Consider the following 17075-nt stretch of genomic DNA (forward strand, 5'->3'; position numbering starts at 1 on the left):
CATCTGGGGCATGGCCGCGCGTCTTGGGCACGCGCACTTCGTCGATCGCCCCGCGACGCCCGTCCTCGACGACCACGTCCCGTTCCAGCGGCGCGGGATTCCGGCGGTGGACATCATCCACCTCGACCAGGGCGCCGACCCGTTTCCGGACACGCACCACACGACCTTCGACGACCTCGACCGGATCTCCGTCCGCGCCCTGCGGGCCGTCGGCGAGACCGTGCTCGCGACGATCCGCGCAATGGATGCCGAGGCCTCCAGCTGAGCGACGGCCCCCTAGCTTCATGCCTTGGGCCCTCCATGCGCGCCCCGATGACGATTTCCGTCCACGACTCGCTGTCGGGCAAGACCGTCCCCTTCGAGCCGCTGAACGCGCCGCAGGTGCGCCTGTACGTCTGCGGGCTTACCCCCTACGACCACGTGCACATCGGCCACGCGCGCACGTACGTCGCCTTCGACGTGATCCGGCGGTGGCTCGAGTACCGCGGCTACCGCGTGAAGCACGTTCAGAACGTGACCGACGTGGACGACAAGATCATCGCGCGCGCCGCGGAGGTTGGAGAGCAGCCCGGCGAGCTTGCCGCGCGCTTCGACGAGGAGGGGCGACAGGCCATGCGGCGCCTGGGCATCCAGGACCCGCACGTGATGCCCAAGGTGAGCGAGCACGTCCAGGAGATCCGCGAGCTCATCGCGAAGCTCGTCGAACGCGGCGCGGCCTACGAGGCGCAGGGGAACGTGTACTTCGCCGTGAAGTCGTTCCCCGACTACGGGCGGCTCTCCAAGGTGAACGTCGAGGAGATGCTCGAAGGCGTGCGCAAGGAGGTCGCCGAGGGCAAGCGCGACGCGCTCGACTTTGCCCTTTGGAAGAAGGCCAAGCCCGGCGAGCCGTTCTGGGGCTCGCCGTGGGGGCCCGGCCGTCCCGGCTGGCACATCGAATGCAGCGCCATGGCGATCGAGCACCTCGGCCGCGGGATGGACATCCACGGCGGCGGCATGGATCTGAAGTTCCCGCACCACGAGAACGAGATCGCCCAGAGCGAAGCCGCCACGGGCGTCCGCTTCGTCAAGCACTGGATGCACACGGGCTTCCTCACGGTGAACGGCGAGAAGATGTCGAAGTCGCTTGGCAACTTCATCACGCTCACGGACGCGCTCTCGAAATGGCGCCCGGAGGCGCTGCGGCTCTTCTTCGTCGGAACGCACTACCGCTCGCGAATCGACTTCTCGGAAGCCTCGGTCGCGCAGGCGGGCGCCAATGTCGAGTACGTCTGGAACACGCTGGCATCCCTCGAGCACGCGGTGAGGGTCGCCGCGGCCGCCGAGGGCACGAGCCGCAACCCCGCCGGCGAGTCCATGCGGCAGGCGCTCGCGGACCGCCGCGCCGCGTTCGAGACCGCCATGGACGACGACCTCAACACGCCCGTCGCGCTTGCCGAGCTTCTCGCGCTGTGCAACGCCGCCAACCGCTACCTCAAGGAAGAGGCCAAGCCCAACGCGGCGCTCGTGCAGGAGACGACCGCCACGCTCCGGCAGCTCGCCGGAATCCTTGGCATCCTGCCGCAGGCCGGCGGCGCCGATGACCTTGCGCCGCGACTCGTGGAGCTCCTGCTTGAGCTTCGAAGCGAAGCGCGCAAGCGCAAGGACTTCGCCACAAGCGACCGCATCCGCGACGGGCTCAAGGCGGCCGGCGTCGTCGTGGAGGACACGCCGACCGGGGCGAAGTGGAGACGGGCGTGAGAGCGACGGTCGCGATTCCCGCCGTCGCCGCGGCGGCCCTGCTGTTTGGCCTCTCCGCGTACGGCTTGGCGCACGACCTTCCCCTCTTCTTCGACCCGTGCCATCGCTTTGGTCAACGAGACGGAATCCTGGTGCCCACGGAGGCGTGCCCGCGCGTGAGCGGATCGAGCGAAACGCGGGAGCAAGCCCTCGTCCGCATCGCCGCGGTCCAAGGCACGCTGCTTTCCGCTGCGTCGCTCGGGCTTGCGGGAGCGTTGCGCGACCGATGGGCTTGGGCGGCCGCCTCGGCGGGGGCAGCTGGCGTTCTGGGCGCGGTGCTCATGATCGGCGCCTCGGGCGTGCCCGTGCTGGCCGGGGCCGCGCTCATGGGGGCGGCGGCAGCGGCCCTGCGACGTCCACCGGCCTCGCCCCCGCGTGGGCTTCCCTAGGACGCACCAGCCATTCTTTTCAATTCCTCAAGCGCCTCGCCCGCCAGCGCCTCCGCGGCCCCAAGCTCCTTCGCCTCGGCGTAGACGCGGAACAGCGGTTCGGTGCCCGACGGGCGCACGAGGATCCAACCCTTCTCCAGCGTGACCTTCACGCCGTCGGTCGTGTCGACCTTGCCCCTTTGCGCAATTCGTGATTTCGTGAAATCACGAAGGAGGTCGGCCTTGCGCTCGTTGGGAACCTCGATCTTGCGCTTCACTGTGTGGTAGCGCGGCACCTCGGCCAGAAGCGACGAGAGCGGCTTTCCGGTGGTGGCCAGAAGCTCGAGCATGGCCGCCACGGCCATGGCGCTGTCGCGAACGTGCTGGTGCTCCGGGAAGATGAGGCCGCCGTTCTCCTCGCCGCCGAAGACCGCCTTCTCGCGCACCATCGCGCGCGCGACGACGGGGCTTCCCACGGCCGTGTACAGGACGCGGCCCCCGTGTTTCCGGACGAGGTCCTCGACGCACAGCGACGACGAGACCGGCGTGCAGACGACGCCGCCTCCGGCCCGCCGCACGGCCATGCCGGCAAAGAGCGCGAGCACGCGCTCGCCGGGGACAAAGGCCCCCGTCTCGTCGACGAACACGGCGCGGTCGGCGTCCCCGTCCTGCGCGACGCCGAGGTTCGCGCCCGTCTCGACGACCATGCGTTGGAGGTCCTTCAGGTTCTCCGGCGTGGGCTCGCTCGGGTGTCCCGGGAAGGTGCCGTCGAGCTGGCAGTTGAGCGTCGTGAGGCGGGCGCCAAGCTCGCGCGCGACAAACGGCCCCGTGAGGGCGCCGGCGCCGTTGCTGCAATCCATCACGACGCGCAGGCCCGCGCCTCGGATGCGCTCGCGGTCCACGCGCGCCACGATCGCTTGGACGTAGCGCTCGTTGGCGTCGTGGACGGCTCCCACGCCGCGCAGGTCGTGCCACGGCGAGCGCTCGCTCTTGCGGCCGAAGTAGAGGGCCTCGATGGCGTCCTCTTGTTCGCGGGAGAGCTCCATGCCGCCCTTGTCCGTCCCCTTGAGCCCGTTGTGCTCTGGCGGGTTGTGGCTGGCGGTGACGACGACGCCTCCGTCGTAGCCGCCCTCGCGCACGGCGAACTGGAGGGCCGGCGTGGGGCCCACGCCCGCGTCGTCGACGCGGCAGCCGGCGGCGAGAAGCCCCGCCGTCACGGCGGCCTTGAGCATGGGGGTGCTCGTGCGCGCGTCGCCGCCGACGAGCACGCGCCCTGCGCGCCAGTATGTGCCCATGGCGCAGGCAAGTTCGAGGGCAAGCTCGGGCGTGATCTCGACGTTGGCGATTCCGCGCACCCCGTTGGTTCCAAAGAGCTTGCCCGTGCGAATCCCTCCGCGCTAGCCGGCCTGCTTGCCCGGATCGACCGTGGTTCCGACGATGCGGGCGCCGGGCTTGACCGTGACGTTGTCGCCCAGGACCGAGGAGAGGACGCCCGCGCCTGCGCCGATGCGGCAGTTGCGGCCGACGATGGAGCCGAGGACGTGCGCGCCCGCTTCGAGCGTCGTGCCTTCGAGCAGCACGCCCTCGAAGACGCGCGCGCCGCGCGCGACCGTGCAGCGGTCGCCCACGGCCGCCCACGGCTGCAGGCGGCCCTCGACGACGGCGTCCTTGCCCACGACGACGCCGCCCTGCGCGCCGGAGAGCACCTGCTTGTGCGCCTCAAGGTACGTCTCGGGCCTGCCGCAGTCGATCCAGTAGCCTTGGACGTTGTAGCCGCGCATGCCGCGCGGCGTGGAAACGACTTGAGGGTAGATTTCCGCCTCGATGGAGACTTGCTTTCCTCCCGGGATCCGGTCGAGGACCTCGGGTTCAAGGATGTAGGTGCCGGCGTTGATGAGGTTGCTTGGCGCCTCCTCCCGGGGCGGTTTCTCGACGAACCGTCGGATGCGGGTGCCATCGAGCTCGACGACGCCAAAGTGCTGGGGTTCGTCGACGGGCCAAAGCGAGATCGTCGCTAGCGCGTCCTCCTTGCGGTGGAAGGCGAGCATGCCGGTGAGGTCGAGCGTGTCGTAGAGGTCCGCGTTGCGGACGACGAAGGTTCCTTCGACGTGCGATTGGCAGTTCTTGATGGCGCCGCCGGTCCCAAGCGGCCGGTCCTCCAGCACGACTTCGGTCTCGATGCCGGGGGGACGGTCGCGGAAATGCCGCCGGATCTCGTCGGCCATGTAGTTCACGGCCACGACGACCTTGTCGACCTCGGGGGGCATGGAGGCGATCACGCGGTCGAGGAGCGGCACGTTGGCGAGCGGAAGGAGGGGCTTGGGTTGGGTGAGCGTGAGAGGGCGAAGCCTCGTTCCAAAGCCGCCCGCGAGGACGATGGCCTCCATGGCACCCCGCAGGAACAGGTTGAGGGGTTTTCTAGCTATGGGGTCAACAAGAGAGAGATAAGCCGCCCCGACGAATCGGGAGGAGGGGGCCGAGGCGGCGTTGCGTGGCTACGCGTTGATGCGGCGCCAAACTTGCGCCGGAAGCGAATCGTAGACGGTCTCGTTGGCCGGATGGCCATCGTCCTCGGAGGCCATGCGGTTGAGCTCCTCGTGCCGGACGCGCCAGTAGAACGCGCGGCGCTTCTCGCCGGTCTCCCACTCGTACTCCTCGCGGCGGAACGAGAGGAGGCGCTTGGCCTCGAGCGTGTAGAAGATGCTCCGCGTCTCGGGGTCCAGGTTGTCGTCGTTCACCTCGGCGTCCGTGCCAAAGGTCTCGTCGACGATGCGCGCGACCTCCGTTGCGTCCTCCTGCGCCATGTCGAACTTGCGCTCGAGCGCGGCGGCCAGGGCGTCCACGCGGCTGGATTTCCTTCCGTTTGGTTCGGGCACCGGAATCTCCGGGTCCTGTTCGGTGGGCTCGCTTAGAAGCCCATTGTTGCACAACAGGTGGCCAGCCAGCGGATCCTCGCTCTCGTACGCTCGTGCTCCAACGACTCCCAAACCCATGTTAAGGCCTAACACGGTATCAAAACTTAAACCTTGTTGCAAGGGGAAACGGCGAACGCCTGAAGTAACCGACTATCTGCTGGGCTCGACCAAGTTTTCCGCTCAGGTGGCCATTTCTCACCAGGATTTCCGTCAGGAATCCGGATTTGGACATCAGTATGGTGCCCACCACCGCCGTTATCACCACATAAAACCCGGTGAACGCCGCCAGGGCGGGGTTGAGCCCATAGGCGATGGCGATCCCCGCGGCCACGATGGAGAACTCGCCGCGCGGCAAGAGCGCCGTGGCGAGGTTCACGCGCCCGCGCGGAGTCTCGCCGCTTGCACCGCCGATGGCAAGCCCCGTGGCAAACTTCGTGGCCATCGTGAGGGGCACGGCCAGGAGCAACATCCAGGCGACCTCGGGCAGCGCCGAGAGGTCGAGGACCATCCCGAAGGAGAAGAAGAACAGCCCGACGAAGACGTCGCGCAGCGGCACAACCTTGGCCTTGATTCGGCCCACCTGGGCGACGTCGGCAAAGGCAAGGCCCAGGAAGAAGGCGCCGATGGCGCCGGAGAGCCCAACGGCCTGCGCGCCCAGCGCGACCACGAGCACGAGGGCGAGCAGGAGAAGGAGGAAAAGCTCTTCCGAGCGCATGGAGGAGAGGCGGTGCAGCCACGGTTGGCCCACGCGGGAGAGCACGATGAACAGGAAGCAGAAGCCGAGGCTTGCCCCAAGCGCCACGGCCAAGCGCGCGGGGTCCGACGTGCCCACCGTGGCCACCGCGGCGACGACCGCGAGGAACAGCGCGGTGAAGATGTCCTCCGTGATCGAGAGGACAAGCGCCGTCTCGGTCTCGCGGTTGGCGACCCGCCGCAGCTCGATGACGGTCTTCACCAGGATGCCCGAGCTTGTGACGTAGACGACAAGGCCGAGAAAGACCGAGGTCAGAAGGTCCCATCCGAACAGGAGGCCCAGCGCCACTCCGAGGGGGAAGTTGAAGGCGAGGTTCACGAGGCCGTAGTAGGCCGTCCGCCGTCCGCCGGCTGTTAGCCTGCGCAGCGAGAACTCCAGGCCCATGAAGAAGAGGAGAAGGACGACGCCAAGCTCGGCAAGCGTCCGGAGCAGAGGCCCGTCGGAGACAAGCGCGAAGCCCGAAGGACCCAGCACCAGGCCCGCGACCACGAACGCCGGGATCATCGACTGACCGACGCGAGCGGCGACGAAGCCGGCCACGAGCAGGCCGGCGAAGGCGATCGCGGGTTCGGCAAGCGCGCTCACGCAAGAACCTCAGGCGGGCGGCGGGGCGGCGCGGAGGCGAGGCGAGGGGGCGACGACGGCGCCAAGGAGCATGGCGGCGAAGCGGCGGGCTTCGTCCTCGGTGAGCGTGAAGACGTCAAGCGGGGCGTCGGAGTCCCCGGCGAAGCGGTACACCTCGCGCTTGCCGCCATGGTGGGTCACGAGCACGAAGCGGTCGCCGGCGTCGGTGTCCCGAAGAACGTACTTCCAGCCGAGCCCGGGCAGCTCTGTCTCCTCCAACGTGGCCATGATGCATCCCGCTGAAATTACATCCGTCCGACAATATAATCGTGTGCAAATGCTTGCTGTCGCACCCGGCCGCGCGATCCCGCTCCACTCGTCCCGCAAACCTTTACCCGCTCCCCGGCGAGGCGTTGGCCATGAGGGACGGCTCCGTCTCCGACCCGCCCCAACGGTACGCCGACCGCCGGGAAGCCGGGCGGCGCCTGGCCCAGGGGCTCCACGCGCTTGCCCGCGGCGGCGCCCTTGTCGTGGGGCTGCCGCGCGGGGGCGTGGTCGTAGCCGACGAGGTCGCAAAGGCGCTCTCCCTTCCGCTCGACGTTCTCATCGTCCGCAAGCTTGGCATGCCCGGGCGGGAGGAGCTCGGCTTTGGCGCCATCGCCGAGGGCGACGTGACGATCCTCAACGCCCCGCTCGTGGAATCCCTCGGGCTTCGCGCAGAGGAGATCGAGGACGTCGCCCGCATGGAAGGCGTCGAGCTTGCGCGTCGCGTGCGCGCCTACCGCGGCAACCGACCGCCCGCCGACGTTCGCGGTCGCACCGTCCTCCTCGTCGACGACGGGCTTGCGACGGGGGGGACGGCACGCGCCGCCGTCGCCGCGCTGCGGGCTCAAGGCGCCGCGCGCGTCGTGCTTGCCGTGCCCGTGGGTCCTCCGGACCTCCTGGCGGCCCTGGAGGAGGTCGCCGACGAGGTCGTCTGCCCCTTGCGCCCGCCCGAGTTCCGCGCGGTGGGCCTGTGGTACGACGACTTCTCGCCCACGACCGACGAGGAGGTCCGCACCGTCCTTGCCCGCACGAGCGCGAGGCTGCTTGAGCGCGACGTGACGATCGACCTTGGTCCCGTGCAGCTTGCCGGTCGGATGACCGCTCCCGCGCTTGCGCGCGGCGTCGTGGTCTTCGCGCACGGCAGCGGCAGCGGACGCGACAGTCCTCGCAACGCGCGAACGGCGCGGTCGCTCTCGGACGCAGGATTCGCGACGCTGCTGTGCGACCTTCTCACGGACGAGGAGGCGCAAGTGGACGAGCGCACGCGCGAGTACCGCTTCGACGTGCGCATGCTTGGCGATCGCGTCCGCGGCGTCGTCGATTGGCTCGCGCAGCGCCCCGAGACGGCGCGGCTTCCCGTCGGCCTCTACGGCGCCAGCACCGGAGCGGCCGCCGCGCTTCTGGCGGCCGCCGAAATTCCCGCTCGCGTGGCGGCCGTCGTTTCGCGCGGGGGTCGGCCGGACCTTGCCGCCGGCGCGCTTCCCCATGTTCGGGCGCCCACGCTTTTCGTCGTGGGCGAGGCCGACCCGGAGGTCCTCGCGCTCAACCGGCAGGCGCGCGCCGCGCTTGCCGGTCCTTCCGAGATCGCGATCGTGCCCTCGGCAGGCCACCTCTTCGAGGAGCCCGGCGCGCTCGACGAGGTGGCTCGCCTGGCGGCCGGCTGGTTCGCCCGGCACCTCGGCGGACGGACGGCCGTTGCTCCGGCCGGCTAGCCCGCCAATCCCGGCGCCCGTCCCCGAATCCCTAAAGGCCGCGGGGCGGAGGCAATTGCGGGGAAGCCCATGCACGTCGAGCACTTCATGACGAAGAACCCGGTGGCCTGCGGCGACACGACGCCCGTTCGCGACGTCGCCCGGCTCATGCAAGACAAGGGCGTGGGCTCGGTCATCGTCCTGCGGAACAGCCGCGTCGTGGGCATCGTCACCGATCGCCAGCTCACCCTGCGCGTGCTCGGCGACGACCTTCCGGGCGAAACGCCCGTGGCGCACGTCATGACGGAAAACCCCGCCACCCTCACGCTCGAGGACACGCTCTTCTCCGCGGTGGACACGCTGCGAAGCGCCGGCGTGGTGAAGCGCGTGCCGGTCGTGAGCGAGACGGACGAGCTCCTCGGGGTGGTGAGCATCTCGGACATCGCCGTTCTGGCAAAGGACCTCGCGGACGCCGTCTTCCTCGAACTCACGCACAGCGCGAAGAACGAGGCGAAGATCCTGACTGGAGCCAAGCGCGTCCTGAAGACGATCCGCCGCCCGACGAAGGCCGACCGCCTGCCGCCCGAGCAGCCCGTGCGGGCGCAGAGCGCGCCCACGCCCCCCGGACCTCCGCCGCCCAGCGGGGGCGCCGGCGAGCCCCCGCGCCGCCAGGAGCGCGAGACGCTTGCCTCCGGCACGGCGACGGCGGGAGGCGGGGAGCAGGACGTGGCCGGGCGGTCGGAAGGTCTCGAGTTCCAGCCGGCCCGCCGTGAGGCCGTCCGCGAACGCGAGCGGCGGCGGGCGCCCGGACCGGAATGACGATTCCTGCGCACATGCGCAGGAAACCTACATGCTCTCGGGCGCGACGACGCCGTAGAGCGCAAGCGTGTTCGCGAGCACCTGCTTGGTCGCCGCAACGAGCGACAGGCGCGCGTCGCGCAGCGCGGGCTCGGCGGCGAGCACCGGGCAATCCCGGTAGAACTCGTTGAACGTGCCCGCGACCGCGACCGCAAACGGGGCGATCGGATGGACCTTGAGCTCCAGCGCGCACTCCCGCACGACGCCCGGCAGGCGCGCCAGGACGCGAGCGAGCTTGGCCTCGGAGGGATGCGCAAGCGGCTCCGCGCTCCAGGAGGGCTGCGCGCCCTCGTCGGCCGCCTTGCGCAGGATGCTTGCCGCGCGCGCGTGCGCGTACTGGACAAACGGCGCCGAAGCGCCCTCGAAGTCGAGCGCCTCCTCCCAGCGGAAGACGATCTGCTTCTCGGCCTGCACGCCGGCGATGTTGAAGCGCAGCGCGCCCGTTCCGACGATCTCCGCGATGCGTCCCATCGCCTCCTCGGAGAGCTCGTCCCCGCGCCGCTTGCGGACCTCCTCGAGCGCGAGCTCGTGCGCCTCGTCGACGAGGTCGTCGAGGGTGACCACGCGCGCGCGGCGCGTGCTCATCTTGCCCTCCGGCAGCGAGACGAAGGAATAGAAGACGGGCACGATCTCGCGGACGTCGTCGTCGGCTCGGAGGAGCGCCACGCCGTTGGGATTCTGCGCAAGCGGCCGGGCCCGCGGGGCGAGCAGGAGCGAGAGCGCGATGGCGACCTGCTTTGCCTCGAGCTTGTGGTCCTCGCCAAGCACGTTCACCGCGCGCCCGTTTTGCCCCACGCGCTCGAGCTTCGAGAGGTGGTACGCGACGTCGCGCGTGGTGTACAGCGAGCTTCCGTCCTTCCGCGTGAGGAAGAAACGAGTTTCCTTTCCGTGGATGCCGTGGGAGGCAAGGTCGAGGAACAGCGCCCCGTCCTCGGTGCCGGCTTCGGGCACCTTGGCAAGAGACGCGAGGACGCCTTCGACAGGCTCGCCGGCGAATTCCGACTCCCACGTGAAACGGCCCATCGTCACGCCGATGCGGGAGAGGCTCTCCCGCATGCCCTCAAGGCACTCGCGCACGACCGGCTGGACGATCTCGGCCGCGGCGGAGGGATCGCGCTCCACGCGAGCGGCCAGGGCGTCGATCTCGGCCTTGACCTCGGCGTCGGCTTCCAGAAGAGCGCTTGCGGCTTGGTAGTATCCGACGAGCCGGTGGTCGGCCTTCTGACGTTCGGGCGCGCGGGGGCGCGCGAGATCGCCGTGCCGCGCCACGAGCGCCTCTTGGCGCTCGCCCTGCAGGTTGGCAAGCCCCCAGGCGAGGATGCACACCTGCTTGCCAAGGTCGTTCACGTAGTACTCGGTCGCGACGTCCTCGCCCGCGGCCGAGAGCACGCGCGCGAGCGCGTCGCCGATGATCGGGTTGCGCGCGCGACCCACGTGGAAGGGCCCGTTGGGGTTCGCGCTCGTGTGCTCGACGAGGACGCGTCGCCCCGTCGCCGGATGCCGCCCGAAGCCCGCGCCGTGCTTGCGGACGGCCGCGAGCACGGAGGCAAGGAGCGGCGCGTCGCGCAGGACGACGTTCACGTACGGGCCCTCCGCGCGGGCGTCGAAGTTGGGCGAGGGGGGGAGCGCGGCCGCGATCTCGGAGGCAAGCTCGTGCGGTTTGCGCCGTAGCCTCGCGGCGGGGGCAAAGCAGGGCAGCGCGAAGTCGCCCTTGCCCTCGGGCGCCTTGGCCAGGCGCACGTCCACGCCCTCAAGACCCAGCGCGTGCACGGCTTCCTCGAGCCGGGCCTGCGCCTCGCGTCGCAGGTCGTCGAGCGGATCGTGCATGGCGCGCGGGCATTTGCCACGAGGTAGATGAGGCTTTGCGGTCAGGCGGGCTCGACGTCGAGCACGAGCGAGTCGGCCCGCCGGACGCGCACGCGCGAGCCGGCCCGGACGGGCGCCGCGGCGCGGGCCTGCCAGATCTCGCCGCGCCATTTCACCTGGCCTTCGGGCGCAAGATCGGAGAGAGCGACGGCGAGGTCGCCTTCCATCGCCTCGCTTCCCACGGCCGGTCGCCGGAAGTGGGCCCGGAAGACGACGATCTTCCCGACGACGTACGCTGCCGCGGCAAGCGCTCCCCACGGCAGCCACGAGGGCGCAAGGAGGCCCACCACGACGAGGATCGCCACGACCACGAGAACGTCGTCGAGAAGGAGGACGCCTGCCGCTTTGATCGCGCGCACGCGGGGGCGATGGCCTTCCACGGCTTAGGCTTGACGAGGGAAGCGAGGCCGGACGTTGCGATGAACATTCATCGCAAGGTCAGGCCAAACCGGCGGCAGGCTCCCGCGCGCCGCGCGCCACGTGCGTGGCGGCAAAGGCGAGCAGCAGCACGTGCGCCAGGGGCACGGCCACGAGCAGGAAGCGGAAGATCGTGCCCTCGACGGCAACGTTCAGCGCGCCCACCTGCCACAGGCTGAACCACTCGCCGTCGTAGGTGGGATAGAACCGGCTCCAGCTCCAGCCCCAGTACCCAACCGCGCCGGCCAGAAGCGCGGCCGCGACGGCCGCGGCGTCGGCGCGCGAGAAGCGGCCCGCGTGGCGGCGGAAAGCGCGAAGCGCAAGCACGCCTGCAAGCATGCTCGCCCACGCCCCCGTGAGCACCATGGCAAGCTGGCCCTGGTGCGGCAGCGCGCCGGCCGGCCCGCCGAGGACGACGCCACCCACCATGGCGTCGGCAAAGCCCATGAGGAGGAAGGCGACGACGAGCAGGCCGTGGGAAAGGACAAGCGTCGCAACCGCGCGGGCGCGCGAGGCGGCGGGCGCGGGGGACAGCCGCCGCGGCTCGAGGCAGGCGAGCGCGAGCGTGGCAAACTGCGCGCTCATGGCGACGAAGTACGCGTGCGGCCACAGGCCGAGCGCGTGGAGCTCGGGCGCCAGGATCGCCATGGCGGCAAACCAAGCCGAGGCGACGGTGAACAGGGCGTCTGCGACGCGCAGCGGAAACCGGCCGCGCAGGGGAAGTTCGTCGGCCACGCGCGCCCCAAGGGTCATGTCGGGTTCGTCCAAGGCGCGCCCCGGTTCAAGCGCGTTGCCAAAATTCCCGTGCGGCGTGCGCTTGGCCGCTCGCTTACCGCGCGCTCACCGTCACTGCACGCGAAAGCGCAGCAGCGCCCCGATCCCGCCGAAGGCGTTCACGAAGTTCTTGCCTTCCTCGGTGTCGTCGGAGACGATCATCACCTTCGAGCCGGTGTTCGACGCAAGCTCGGAGAGCTCGTCGACGATGTCGCGGGAGTCGGCGATGGAGTACGACGGGCTGTTGCATTGCGGGCAGCGGTCGAGCTCGGCCGCGAGCTTGTCGAGGTCGCCGGTCGTCCGGTTTTCCTCGTGCCCGCAGCCGTCGCACTTGATCGTGGCGCGCGAGCGGCGGAGCGTCTCGGACAGAAGCAGCGTGTCCACGGCGCCGATGGACAGGGCGTGGCGGACCTGGGGCTCGCCGTAGGCGACCTGGCCGCCCTCCTTCACGATCTCGCGCAGGAAGCGCCCGAGGATGTCGCGCTCGCGCGTGAGGCCCATCTCGCGCAGCGTTTCCTGCGCGTTCTGCACGAGCTCCTTCAAACCGTACTCGTCCGTGTAGCCGGTGTCGAAGGTGTTGATGATCTTCTTCTGCAGCTCGTGGTGCATGAAGCCGCCCTCGGCAAAGTAGGTCTTCGTGTAGCCGGGGCCGCCGATGAGCAGGCCCTTCACGGACTTTGCCATGAAGATCTCCGTCGCCTTCTCGCCGACGTTCTTGAACCAGTTCTCGGCGGCCTCCTCGATGAGGCGCTCGAGACGGCGCTGCGACTGGCCGCCCATGGTGTGCTTGCGGGGAACCATGGACTCCATGTTCTTCACGGCGTCGATGCGCTCGCCGTGCAGGAAGCCGATCGTCGCCTCCTGGCGGTCCACGACGAGGAGCCCGTACGTCTCCTTGTCGTGGAGCATCTTCTCGAGGGGCTCGAGGTAGAACTGGCTGTCGCAGCGGTACAGGAACGAGGTGACGGGCTCGGGCGGCAGCACGACGTGCTTGACCATGCGCGTCTTGTCGGCGCCCACGGCCTTGGCGCCCACGAAGATCGCGATTCCGGAATCGGGAGCGACGTTTCCGAAGTGCTTGAGCTCGGATAGGATGGAGGAGATGGCGCCCGTCACGTTCTTTCGCGTGCTCGTCGACTTGATGTTCGTCGACTGGGCGTACTCGCCACGGAGGTAGTTCGCGACGTCCGATATGACCTTGCTCGCCGGGACGTACACGGTCACCATCTCCGTGCCGCGTCCCTTGGCGCGGGCGAGCTCCTCGAGCGCCCGCTTGAACTCGTAGCGGGCAAGGTCCGTGTTCGACTCCTTGGCCATGCGACGCGCGCCGTACGCGGCAAGACGACCTAACCCTTTCCGTCGAGCCGCCCGGCGGAGCGCTTCCCGGCAGCTTCATGCCGCCCTGGCCCGTTCCGCGCTCCCGATGGACCGCGTCGTCGTGTCGATCGGCGGCAGCATCTTCCTCACGGACAAGGGTCCCGAGCCGGCCTTGGCGCGCGACATCGCCGACGTGCTCGAGCGCGCGGCGAAAACCTGCCGCGTGTTCGCCGTCGTCGGCGGCGGATCGACGGCGCGCACCTACATCCGCGCCGCCCGCGAGCTTGGCGTGGACGAGAGCGCGCTCGACGAGCTTGGCATCGCCATCACGCGCGTGAACGCGCGCGTGCTCCTCGGCGCGCTGCCCGACGCCTACCCGCGTCCGGCCGAGAGCTTCGACGAGGCGCTCCTCGCCTCCCGCTCGCACCCCATCGTCGTCATGGGGGGCACGCACCCGGGGCACACGACCGACGCCGTGGCGACCATGCTCGCCGAAAAAGCGCGAGCGCACCGCCTCGTCATCGCGACGAACGTGGACGGCGTGTACGACCGCGATCCTCGCAAGCATCCGGACGCAAAGCTCCTTTCCCGCCTTTCGGCGCAGGAGCTCGTCCACATCACGCGCGACGCCACGCAGGAGGCCGGTTCGGCGGGCGTCATCGACCCCACGGGCGTGAAGATCCTGGCCCGAAGCGGCCTCGAGTGCCGCGTCGTGAACGGGCGCAAATTCGAGGAGCTCCGGAAGGCTCTCCTTGGCGAGCCCTTCCACGGAAGCGTCGTCGAGGCGCGCGGTCGCCCCGGCGGAGGGAAGGCCTGATGGTCCAGATCCCCCAGCACGCGCATTGCCAGATCTGTGGCAAGGCGATCCAGGTGGAGGAGAAGACCTGCTCCCCGGAGTGCGCGCGCGGTTTGGAGGCGCACCAGCGCAAGCGCAAGCACATGCTCTACGTTCTCTACGCGATGATCGCTCTCATGTTCGTCCTGCTCCTCTTCGGGCAGACGCGCGCGGTGGTGGCCTGAGCGGCCGTTCTGTTGGAACCTTGAGAGGGTATCCAGAGAAGGCTTAAGTGAGCTCAAGCTGTGGAAGCGCCGGGAGCTGCTCGAATGTCCAGGGTTGTGCGTTCGGCGTTGGTCGTTTCCTTGCTCGTGGTTTCCTCCGCGGGGGTCCTTCTTGGGCCCGCCCACGGATCGCTGGAGCCTTCGCTTGCCGGCACGCGCGACTGGGCGCTTGACGCCGATGGCAACGGACTTGACGACGCGCTCGACCGCGCGCTTGCCGAGGGCGCGGCCGGACTCGCGTACCTCCACGTCCACTACGACCGCCGTCCGACGGCCGACGACGCACGCCTTCTCGAGACGCAATTTGGCGCGCTGCGGACGTACGTCTTCCGCAACTGGGACGACATCCAGGTGGAGATTCCCTACGCGCGCGCCGCCGGGCTTGCGACTGCGCCGGGCGTCTGGGGCGTGGAGCTCCTCCCGCCCATGCGTCTCGATCTTGCGGTCGCGACGCCGGCCACCCGCGTCACGTCCTCCACCGTCCCCACCTTCGACGGGCTCAACCACCTCCTTTCGGCGCACGGCGCCGGCTTTCGCGGCGAGGGCATCGTGATCGCGATCCTCGACACGGGCATCGACAACACGCACCTTGCGCTCGACGACCTCGACGACAACCCCCTCACGATCGACCCCAAGCTCGTCACGGGCGCCGACTTCTCCCCGGGCATGACCGGCGTCGGCTGCGTGGACCCGGACGACATGCACGTCCACGGCACCCACGTGGCGGGAATCGCCGCGGGCACGACCGCAGGGGGCCTCCTGCCCACCGGCGTGGCGCCCAAGGCGAAGCTCGTGGACATCCGCGTGCTCACGGCCGGCGGGATCGGGCTCTTCTACCCCACCGGCTTGGGCCTCGCGCTCGACTGGATCCTCGACTACAACGCAGGCGTGTCCTGCTACGGCCCACCGGGCGCCGACCGCATCGACGTCGCGAGCCTCAGCCTCTCGGTCGACAACGGACACCCGCACACCACGATCGCGCAGAAGGTGAACACGGTCGTGCGCAGCGGCGTCGTGGTCGTCTTCTCGGCCGGCAACGCGGGCCCGAACTCCGGAACGCTCACGAAGGGTCCCGACGGCGCGATCCTCGTGGCAAACTCCGACACGCGCGGAACCGTGAGCCGCCACGACGACATCGTGATCACAAGCTCCTCGCGCGGGCCGCGCCTCAGCGACGGGGACACGGACTTCCTCGACGAGCTGCGGCCCGACGTTTCCGCCCCCGGAACGGCGATCCAGGCGGCGCTCGCCCGGAGCGGCGTGGGAACGGTCGGCCTCACGGGAACGTCGATGGCCGCCCCGCACGTGGCCGGCGTCGTCGCGCTCCTCCTGCAGGCCAACCCAGCGCTTGCGCCCGTCGACCTTGGCAACCACGATCGCATGGGCGAGGTCGGTGCGGTCCCGGTGCGCGACCTCCTGCAATGGACGGCAACTCGCATCGGCACCCAAAGCGCGCCGCAGGCGACGCGCGACGGGAAGTTCGGCCTCACGTGGGACAACGCGCAAGGCTACGGTCTCGTGGACGCCTACGCGGGGGTGCAGGCCGCGCTTTCGCCACCGGCCTTCCCGCTTGTCGCGAGCACGGACGGCCCCGCGCGCATCTTCCTTGGCACGTCGGGGACGCTCCGCGGCATGGCGCACGGCGGAACCGGCCCGTACCTTCTCAACTGGCACGCGGTCTCGGTCCCGGCCGGAAGCGCGCTTTCCGGCTGGACGGCCGCCGGCGGAAGCGTGACGTTCACCCCGGACGTGGCAGGCAGCTACACCGTGCGGCTCAACGCCACCGACGCGACGAGCGCGTGGGCGGACCGGCTGCGGACGTTCACGACGTGACGATCCGGACGGGGCCGACCGACGAGGCAAGCGCCAAGAAAGGCGCCTACTCGTTCCGTTTCCCGTTCTCCTTGTACGTCGTGACGATCATCATCGTCTTCGTGTCCTCGATCCCTTCGATCGGGGCCAGGATCTTGATGATGAAGTCCTTGAGCTCCTTGTAGCTCCCAAAGCTCGTCTTCACGACGATGTCGTCCTCGCCCGTGACGAGGTAGGCGTGCTGGATGTTCTTGAGTTCGGCCAGGCGGCCGGCGATGTCGTCGGCCTTCTGGGTGTCCACCTTGAGCAGAATGATGGCTTCCACGGTGCGCTCCGCGTAGAATTGCGACATGTCCCGTTCGAACTCGGGTCCCCGGGTCATCGGGCCACCTACGCGGCGGCAAGCCGGGGAGAAGATAAAAAGGCTTTGGTGCCTGGCGGGGCTGACGCCCGATGCTCGGTTGTCCGCGGACCCTGCTCCTGCTCGCGCCGCTGGCGCTGCTCCTTGCTTCGGCGGTCGCGCACGCGCACCCGCAGCCCGTGGACGCCGTGCCGGCCGCGCGCGGCGTGTACACGGTGGGGCCCGCCGAGGCGAGGATCGTCTTCAGCGAAGCGATCGAGCCGTCGGCCTCCCTTCTCGAGCTTGACTTGCCCAACGGATCGCGCGTGCGCCTCTTGACGCAGGTGGAAGGACTGGCCGCGAGCGCGGTCCTGCCCCCGCTCGACGAAGGCCGCCACGTGCTGGCCTGGCGCGTGCTTTCGCGCGTGGACGGACACGCGTACGAAGGCTCCCACGTCTTTGCAGTGGGGAACCCTGCCGTCTGGCAACCGCGCCTGGCCGCGGAGCGCGACCCGGCGG

The 17075-nt window shown here is 69.7% G+C and carries 19 protein-coding genes; 9 read left to right on the forward strand and 10 right to left on the reverse strand.

Going from position 1 to position 17075, the window contains the following annotated elements:
* The 3 genes from VM681_02510 to VM681_02520 form a co-directional block, all read left to right on the forward strand.
* The coding region (locus VM681_02510) for a M28 family peptidase (GenBank protein HVL86869.1) at positions 1 to 265 on the forward strand (265 nt) is incomplete at its 5' end.
* A 47-nt stretch (positions 266 to 312) separates the two neighbouring features.
* A complete protein-coding gene (gene cysS, locus VM681_02515) occupies positions 313 to 1737 on the forward strand; it encodes a cysteine--tRNA ligase (protein HVL86870.1) in 1425 nt (474 codons plus the stop codon).
* The gene (locus tag VM681_02520) at positions 1734 to 2165 is read left to right on the forward strand and encodes a hypothetical protein (GenBank protein ID HVL86871.1); all 432 of its coding nucleotides are present in this window, start codon (positions 1734 to 1736) and stop codon (positions 2163 to 2165) included. Before cysS ends, VM681_02520 begins: the two co-directional genes overlap by 4 nt.
* On the opposite strand, the gene glmM is transcribed toward VM681_02520, so the two are convergent.
* From glmM to VM681_02545, 5 genes are all read right to left on the reverse strand, one after another.
* A complete protein-coding gene (glmM, locus tag VM681_02525; GenBank protein ID HVL86872.1) occupies positions 2162 to 3532 on the reverse strand; it encodes a phosphoglucosamine mutase in 1371 nt (456 codons plus the stop codon). The genes VM681_02520 and glmM overlap by 4 nt on opposite strands.
* 9 nt (positions 3533 to 3541) lie before the next feature.
* Positions 3542 to 4531, reverse strand: a complete 990-nt coding sequence (locus tag VM681_02530; protein ID HVL86873.1) for an NDP-sugar synthase — start codon at positions 4529 to 4531, stop codon at positions 3542 to 3544.
* Between the two features lie 108 nt (positions 4532 to 4639).
* Complete coding sequence (locus tag VM681_02535; GenBank protein ID HVL86874.1) at positions 4640 to 5137, reverse strand: hypothetical protein; 498 nt, start codon at positions 5135 to 5137, stop codon at positions 4640 to 4642.
* Positions 5138 to 5156: 19 nt separating this feature from the next.
* Positions 5157 to 6398, reverse strand: a complete 1242-nt coding sequence (locus VM681_02540) for a cation:proton antiporter (protein ID HVL86875.1) — start codon at positions 6396 to 6398, stop codon at positions 5157 to 5159.
* Positions 6399 to 6407: 9 nt separating this feature from the next.
* Positions 6408 to 6665, reverse strand: a complete 258-nt coding sequence (locus tag VM681_02545; GenBank protein HVL86876.1) for a hypothetical protein — start codon at positions 6663 to 6665, stop codon at positions 6408 to 6410.
* Between the two features lie 131 nt (positions 6666 to 6796).
* Between VM681_02545 and VM681_02550 the strand changes: the two genes are divergently transcribed.
* Positions 6797 to 8134 (forward strand): alpha/beta family hydrolase, encoded by a 1338-nt coding sequence (locus VM681_02550; GenBank protein ID HVL86877.1) that lies wholly within the window; start codon positions 6797 to 6799, stop codon positions 8132 to 8134.
* 69 nt (positions 8135 to 8203) lie between these two features.
* The gene (locus tag VM681_02555) at positions 8204 to 8932 is read left to right on the forward strand and encodes a CBS domain-containing protein (GenBank protein HVL86878.1); all 729 of its coding nucleotides are present in this window, start codon (positions 8204 to 8206) and stop codon (positions 8930 to 8932) included.
* A 27-nt stretch (positions 8933 to 8959) separates the two neighbouring features.
* On the opposite strand, the gene argS is transcribed toward VM681_02555, so the two are convergent.
* From argS to prf1, 4 genes are all read right to left on the reverse strand, one after another.
* Positions 8960 to 10798 (reverse strand): arginine--tRNA ligase, encoded by a 1839-nt coding sequence (gene argS / locus VM681_02560; protein HVL86879.1) that lies wholly within the window; start codon positions 10796 to 10798, stop codon positions 8960 to 8962.
* Between the two features lie 41 nt (positions 10799 to 10839).
* Positions 10840 to 11196: an NfeD family protein gene (locus VM681_02565; GenBank protein HVL86880.1), complete on the reverse strand. Its 357-nt coding sequence runs from the start codon at positions 11194 to 11196 to the stop codon at positions 10840 to 10842.
* A gap of 79 nt (positions 11197 to 11275) precedes the next feature.
* Positions 11276 to 12007 carry a hypothetical protein gene (locus VM681_02570; GenBank protein ID HVL86881.1) on the reverse strand — a complete coding sequence of 244 codons (732 nt, stop codon included), beginning with the start codon at positions 12005 to 12007 and terminating at the stop codon, positions 11276 to 11278.
* 93 nt (positions 12008 to 12100) lie between these two features.
* Positions 12101 to 13345 (reverse strand): peptide chain release factor aRF-1, encoded by a 1245-nt coding sequence (gene prf1 / locus VM681_02575; protein HVL86882.1) that lies wholly within the window; start codon positions 13343 to 13345, stop codon positions 12101 to 12103.
* 106 nt (positions 13346 to 13451) lie between these two features.
* Between prf1 and pyrH the strand changes: the two genes are divergently transcribed.
* The 3 genes from pyrH to VM681_02590 all read left to right on the forward strand — a co-directional run bounded on the left by pyrH (position 13452) and on the right by VM681_02590 (position 16237).
* Complete coding sequence (pyrH, locus tag VM681_02580; GenBank protein HVL86883.1) at positions 13452 to 14162, forward strand: UMP kinase; 711 nt, start codon at positions 13452 to 13454, stop codon at positions 14160 to 14162.
* Positions 14162 to 14365: a DUF2116 family Zn-ribbon domain-containing protein gene (locus VM681_02585; GenBank protein HVL86884.1), complete on the forward strand. Its 204-nt coding sequence runs from the start codon at positions 14162 to 14164 to the stop codon at positions 14363 to 14365. Before pyrH ends, VM681_02585 begins: the two co-directional genes overlap by 1 nt.
* Positions 14366 to 14491: 126 nt before the next feature.
* A complete protein-coding gene (locus tag VM681_02590; protein HVL86885.1) occupies positions 14492 to 16237 on the forward strand; it encodes a S8 family serine peptidase in 1746 nt (581 codons plus the stop codon).
* Positions 16238 to 16283: 46 nt separating this feature from the next.
* Here the strand turns inward: VM681_02590 and VM681_02595 are convergent, their stop codons facing one another.
* The gene (locus VM681_02595; GenBank protein ID HVL86886.1) at positions 16284 to 16598 is read right to left on the reverse strand and encodes an Lrp/AsnC ligand binding domain-containing protein; all 315 of its coding nucleotides are present in this window, start codon (positions 16596 to 16598) and stop codon (positions 16284 to 16286) included.
* Between the two features lie 71 nt (positions 16599 to 16669).
* On the opposite strand from VM681_02595, the gene VM681_02600 reads away from it, so the two are divergent.
* A partial coding sequence (locus tag VM681_02600) for a copper resistance CopC family protein (GenBank protein HVL86887.1) occupies positions 16670 to 17075 on the forward strand: 406 nt, incomplete at its 3' end.

It is taken from the genome of Candidatus Thermoplasmatota archaeon (assembly GCA_035541015.1).
In the GTDB taxonomy this organism is placed as follows: domain Archaea; phylum Thermoplasmatota; class SW-10-69-26; order JACQPN01; family JAIVGT01; genus DATLFM01.